The sequence below is a fragment of the Nostoc sp. FACHB-133 genome (assembly GCF_014698055.1).
Lineage (GTDB): Bacteria > Cyanobacteriota > Cyanobacteriia > Cyanobacteriales > Nostocaceae > Nostoc.
On the sequence record NZ_JACJSH010000077.1, the window covers coordinates 21,531 to 27,530 of the forward strand.

General features: G+C 39.6%; 4 protein-coding genes. 3 read left to right on the forward strand and 1 reads right to left on the reverse strand.

Annotated features, from left to right (window positions below; genetic code table 11):
* Positions 1 to 38 precede the first annotated feature (38 nt).
* Positions 39 to 1,109: a M28 family peptidase gene (locus tag H6G86_RS33535; protein ID WP_190937955.1), complete on the forward strand. Its 1,071-nt coding sequence runs from the start codon at positions 39 to 41 to the stop codon at positions 1,107 to 1,109.
* Positions 1,110 to 1,218: 109 nt separating this feature from the next.
* Here H6G86_RS33535 and H6G86_RS33540 read toward each other — a convergent pair whose 3' ends face one another.
* Positions 1,219 to 1,674 carry a hypothetical protein gene (locus H6G86_RS33540; protein WP_190937956.1) on the reverse strand — a complete coding sequence of 152 codons (456 nt, stop codon included), beginning with the start codon at positions 1,672 to 1,674 and terminating at the stop codon, positions 1,219 to 1,221.
* A gap of 682 nt (positions 1,675 to 2,356) precedes the next feature.
* On the opposite strand from H6G86_RS33540, the gene H6G86_RS33545 reads away from it, so the two are divergent.
* Together H6G86_RS33545 and H6G86_RS33550 are read left to right on the forward strand one after the other, a co-directional pair.
* Positions 2,357 to 4,003: an alpha/beta hydrolase gene (locus H6G86_RS33545; RefSeq protein WP_190937957.1), complete on the forward strand. Its 1,647-nt coding sequence runs from the start codon at positions 2,357 to 2,359 to the stop codon at positions 4,001 to 4,003.
* Between the two features lie 988 nt (positions 4,004 to 4,991).
* A complete protein-coding gene (locus H6G86_RS33550; RefSeq protein WP_190937958.1) occupies positions 4,992 to 5,669 on the forward strand; it encodes a DUF6875 domain-containing protein in 678 nt (225 codons plus the stop codon).
* Positions 5,670 to 6,000 lie beyond the last annotated feature (331 nt).

A 6,000-nucleotide genomic window follows, 5' to 3' on the forward strand; every position in this document is an offset into this window, starting at 1 on the left:
TTGCGCTACCCTAAGTCAGGAAGCCAAGGATAAATCACATGAGAAAATGGATTTGGCTGATGCTGTTGATGCTGATGGCATTTGCCGTCGTGGGTAGCATAAGCCAGACGTTTTTTGAACAGCGTCCCTCACCAGGAATTGTTGAAAGCATTCCTGTAGAAACGCCGCAACCACAACTAGAGTTAAAAAAAGTTGATGATGCCCTACAAGTGTCTGCTGATGAGCTATTAAACCATATCCAAAAGTTAAATTTTCAGCGTTACACGACAAAAGAGCGATCGCTCACTCGCACTTATATCACAACTGAACTGAAAAAATTCGGCTGGAAGCCCAAATTAGAAAAGTTCTCTGAGGGTGTAAATATTTTTGCTGAACGTATAGGGACTAACAAAGCCGCTAAAGCAATTCTCGTCGCAGCGCATTACGACACTGTTGCTTTATCCCCCGGTGCTGATGATAACGCTAGTGGTGTAGCTGTAGTGCTAGAAGTTGCGCGGTTGCTCGGTTCTCGCCCCACACCACGGACATTACAACTAGCTTTTTTTGACCAAGAGGAAACAGGACTTTTGGGTAGTCAGGCTTTTGTGAGCAAGACACCACGCTTGCAAAACTTAGGCGGAGCGATCGTTATGGATATGGTTGGTTATGCTTGTTACACTGTTGGGTGTCAGAAATACCCGGCGGGTTTGCCCGTTACACCACCTAGTGACAAGGGCGACTTTTTGGCAGTGGTTGGTGATACAGAACATTTGCCTTTGCTGAATGCCTTTCCAAGCTCACAGATTCTCCCCTCAAGCGCCCTGAATAAACAGGAATCAAATCTGCCACCAGTCCTAATACTACCAATTCCTTTTAAAGGTTTACTGACACCGGACACTTTACGTAGCGATCATGCACCATTTTGGTATCAGGGTGTGGGTGCTGTGCTAGTGACAGATACAGCAAATTTACGGACTCCGCACTATCATCAACCAAGTGATGTTCCAGCGACTATCGAGCGATCGTTTTTTACAGGAGCAGCGCAGATTGTGGTCAATGCTACTAGTAACTTGTTAAATAAGAATCAGGTTTTGCAAACTCAACCACCAAGTAGAGGGAATAATTCGTAATTAAATAGGACTTACGCAACAGTACAGGCGGTAGGGGCAATAAGCTACTTTACGTCTAAAATCGGGGTTTTGACTATTGTTTGTGTAAGTTCGATTCAAGAACAAATCACTAATTAGACGTAGCGGTAGTGGTATTTGGTTCAGGTAAAGTCAACGTCCAGTTCTGTTTATCATTGATTTGGAAGTACAAACCTTGGAAAATGAGCCGCAAAGCCGTTCGAGTTCTAACAAACTTCTGCACCAAATAAGTTCCTGGTTCAGCAAAGATACCATTAAAGTTTTTTTTATAACCAAATTGTTTTGAACAGTAACTGCCGGCACCTTGGACTGTTACTACAAAAAATGGAGCTTGTTTGTATTCATTAGGAATCATAAAGATTCCATATACATGGTGACGACCACGCCACGGCTGAACAATAACCTTAGTAGCATTTACTTGAAATTTTTTAGTTTTTGATACTAAAAGATCCCCGAAATTACAATCAGAATCATTCACAGGCCACCACAGTGTAATAATACTCAAGGAGAGTAACAAAATTAAAATATAGCGGAGTCTGCGACGCATAAAGCCAAGAAAAATTGTTGATGCGGCTAGTAGAATTTAATGAGTAATGATAGTGCAGCTACAGCAGTAAGACTATCGACTTGCAACACCTCTGCAACACCTTCTAAAAGGCAAAGACGAAACATTAAGCAGGCGTTTAAAATGTGCTGTCAAAAAAATTGCATTCACTCAATTTTGAACTTTAGTTTCTAGATGACCACATACATAAATCTAGTTGCTCTGGATAAATGATTTTTGATTGTTGCTAACAAAATTTTGACATTGCTGAAAGTGAGAGAAATGCTGAAACTTTTGTAACTAAGAGAATTTTGTATTTAATAATTCAAAATCCAAAATCTAAAATTTGATGAGGATATCAGCCGACAAAAAGTGCAAATTGGAGATGCGTAGTTTACCACCGCAGGCATCGCTTCGCCTGTTCTATAGTTTAGTTACAGTATTAAACCTAGCGGAGAAACAATCAGACTTTTGTGGCTGTTAACACTGATTCATGCCCAAATTTTTAGCTGTGATGAATTCTACAATTCGTTACTTTTGATGAGCTTTGATTGCTTTGAGCGGATTGGGGCGATTCCTATCAAGTTCAGGAAAAAATCTGCTTTGATTTCTGAACGATTAAAGGGGTAGTCAAATACACAAATATTCGTTATATTCCCTTAAGTAATAGTTGGTATAAATATTTATGGGAAGAAGTTGGAGAAGTCTTAAGACAGTTGCAGGTTTATTTAGTGCAATTGTACTTACACAGTTTGGGGTAAATACTTCGGCTATTGCGGCTGACACTGTTGTTGTGCGTTTGGGTGTATTTACAGAATCCATTTCCCTGACTGAGTTGCAAAACGCTGCCAAAACAGGGGAATTGCCTAGGAGCTTGCAGTCTTACACTAAAGGATTATCTGAACAACAACGCCGCTTCCTATTAGGGGCACTAGGTATGAATATACCGATGAACGTTGTCACCATTAATAAGTTGCTTAATACTCAGATTGGCACAACTATTCTCAATGACTTCGCTACAGCTTTAGCTCGAAAGGACAATGCTGGGGTACAAGCACTGAGAGGAGGATTGGTATTAGGCTCTACTGCGCCGCAGGGTCTGTCTATACTGAGTTTTATCGCTGCTTATCCGAGTAAACGCTTAGAAATTGATTTACCAAAAGCTTTTATAGTTGCAGGGAGTTTGAATACAGCTTTTTGGCGCACGCAGCAATTTATGCTAGCCATTGCTCCCCGACTCGACTCGATAACACCGCAGATTGCTTTCCCTTTTGATCCCAGCCAGCCAGGAACGGCTCAAGTAAAAATACTCAACTTAAGCCTGAATGACCAAAAGCGCGATCGCAAAATTCCAGTTGATATTTACTGGTCAAATGATGCAACTGCCAATAAACCCTTAATTGTCTTTTCTCACGGCTTAGGATCAGTCCGCACGGACTTGCGTTACCTGGCAGAACATTTAGCATCCCACGGTTATGTAGTAGCTGCTTTAGAACATCCTGGTAGTAATGAGGATAATATTAATTCTGCATTACAGGGCAAAACCAGACCTGTGAAGCCTCAAGAGTTTTTAAATCGCCCTCAAGATATTAGTTTTATTCTCGACGAATTAGAAAAGCTCAACCAAACAACTAATCATCCCCTACAAGGGAAACTTGCGACCATGAACGCGATGGTTGTTGGTTATTCTTTTGGTGGTGGTACAGCTTTAGCACTGGCGGGAGGCGAGTTACAACTAGAACGGCTCAAACAACGCTGCAAAAAGAACTTGGCTATCTTAAGTCTAGGAGAAGCTATGCAGTGCATCGCCCAAGAACTGCCAGAAAATACCTATCAATTACGGGATACGAGAATAAAACAGGCGATCGCTCTCAATCCTACAACTTCTTTGATTTATGGCGAAACTGGGTTAACTAAGGTGCAAATTCCGACTCTAGTGTTAGCAGGTTCCGCAGATAAAACCACCCCAGCTTTAACTGAACAGATTGTGGGATTTGACAAAATTCCATCCCCAAAATGGCTAATTGGTATAGTTGGGGGTACTCATCTGAGTGTAAAAGACCCCAGTAAAACTATGGATCAGATCGGACAACCAAATACACCCATTAGTGGCGGTGAAGTTGTAGGCGAACAAGCAGCAGATATTCGCAAGTACCTTAAAGCTATAACTTTAGCGTTTGCTGCACAGATGACCCCAGAAGCTAAAAACTACGCCGTGTTTCTGACACCAGATTATGCTCAGTTTGCTTCAACTAAAGCATTTCCATTTCGCCTAATTACGCAGATTCCTTCTGATGCTATGGCAGTGGTGAAAGAATTTGCTGATAAATAAGGAACTGGCAATTAAACTAATATTTAATTCTGTAAGGGAGCCAGTTACTACAACCTTGGCTCCCAAACTTGTAGCAACTGGCCTTGTCTTACTCTTTAATCTCTAGATTTTTACTGAATAATTCTTAAATCCTCTCTTCCTTTGCGTCCTTCTCTGGGAGATGCAGCGCGTTGGCATAAGCCTCTCGTAGAAATGAGGGTTCATTTAAATTAAGCGCATCTTCATGAAGAATAGCAGGACTTACGCATTGACAGGAAAGACCAAATATAGATCAATACGATTCAGCTATTGTCAAAAAGCATAAACTGTGTATGGGCAATTCATGTAGACACAAAGCAGCTGCTCTATGATTTCTCCAATCGAGTACCCGAAGGATATTGCCTCTACAGCACAAGTCTATTTACCATCAGAAAATGATTAATAAAAATCTGAAATGACATATTTAAGTTGATACAGAACATGATTCTTGTGTACAGTACGTAAGTACTTATTAAGTATAATATAGCATAAATACAATACCTTCTTCTAGCGAAGATACCAAGGAGGAACGCCAAAAGTAAGTATTTAGACAAAAAATATGTGTGTATAAAAAACATCAACTTGATGTTAGGATGTTCAGTAAAAACTAAACTTTTACAGTAAAAATAACTATTTGGATATAAACTTTATAATATCTTTGTTAAAAATCATGGAAGCTTAAGAGTGTAAAAAAGTAAGAGCATCTACTGGATAATACATGATGTATGTCTTTCAGCTCAAATACCAAAAAGTAATAAGCACAACTTGTTTTGTGTGAAAATATTTTTGTGTATTGATTAGTGTAATTTTTTTGACTCGCAAAAATGCCTTAGCATTTTTATTTCCTACAAACTATAAATAAACCAAAAATCAAAAAGTCAAGGCTTGTTTTGTTTACTTAGATAATAGTTAGTTTTAGGCACATAATTTGGATTCAGATTTCAACAATTCTTCTATTTCACCTAAGCTGATGCAACTATATACAATTCTTGAAATCGAACAACTCCAGGAATACGAAGACCGTCCTTACTTACTTGAAACTATAGAGTGGGTGAAAAGTTTTTTAGCAAGACCTCATCCTAAGTTAGGAAGACCCGGTGCAGTTTGCCCTTTTGTACCTCACTCTCTCAAGTCAAATAGTATTCGTCTAGCAGTTATTCGTACCAAATATTTGTATCCAGAACAATTAGAAGAGATTGTTGGACGCTATAAAGATATCTTTCTGAAAATGGAAGTTAAAGAGCAGGAGTTAGCAATAAACAAAGCTTTTTTACTTATTTTTCCTGATGTCCATATAGAGGACGCTTGTAAATTAATAGATAGTGTCCAACAAAAACTTAAACCTTTGTTTGTTGAGTCAGGACTGATGATAGGAGAATTTCATAAACGTAATGAAACTCCCGGTATGCACAATCCAGACTTTCGTCCACTTCGTAGCCCTATACCCTTGTTGGCTATACGGTTTATGGTTGAAGCTGACCTCCCCTTTCTTCTGACTCCGGCTGATCCACGCTTACGGATTAGATATTTGGAAGCTTATCTAAAGTGTTTTGATAACAAATTTACGGATGAAACAAAGTTTAGAAATGCTCATCAAGCATTGGCTTTAGCCAAAGAGCAACTTAAACAAGAAAATTTGGTGCATTAGTCAAAATTCAGAATTATGAATACTCTACCCATAAAAGGATAGAGATTTATAAATGGAAGGTGTGTTGCACTGTTGCTAACACACCGTAATGGCATATCAAGGCTAAAATGTTGCAAAAAAATTGTAGGTTGGGAGCCACTGCGTTGTGCGGGTTTCCCGCGTTGTAGCAAGTGGCGTTGGAGGCTTTGCGTAACCTAATTGATATATGTTGGGTTGCGCTCCGCTTCACCCAACCTTGTATCTTAGAAATAGTAGTAGACCGTCCCAACCTTGGTCAAGAAAGACCGCTTCGTAGCATGGGTCACTACAACAATCTCTTTGACAGAACTCG

What these genes read in the sequence shown, in the direction of transcription:
- H6G86_RS33545 (WP_190937957.1), top strand. Translation starts at nt 2,357, where the DNA reads ATGGGAAGAAGTTGGAGAAGTCTTAAGACAGTTGCAGGTTTATTTAGT.
- H6G86_RS33535 (WP_190937955.1), top strand. Translation starts at nt 39, where the DNA reads ATGAGAAAATGGATTTGGCTGATGCTGTTGATGCTGATGGCATTTGCC.
- H6G86_RS33540 (WP_190937956.1), bottom strand. Translation starts at nt 1,674, where the DNA reads ATGCGTCGCAGACTCCGCTATATTTTAATTTTGTTACTCTCCTTGAGT.
- H6G86_RS33550 (WP_190937958.1), top strand. Translation starts at nt 4,992, where the DNA reads ATGCAACTATATACAATTCTTGAAATCGAACAACTCCAGGAATACGAA.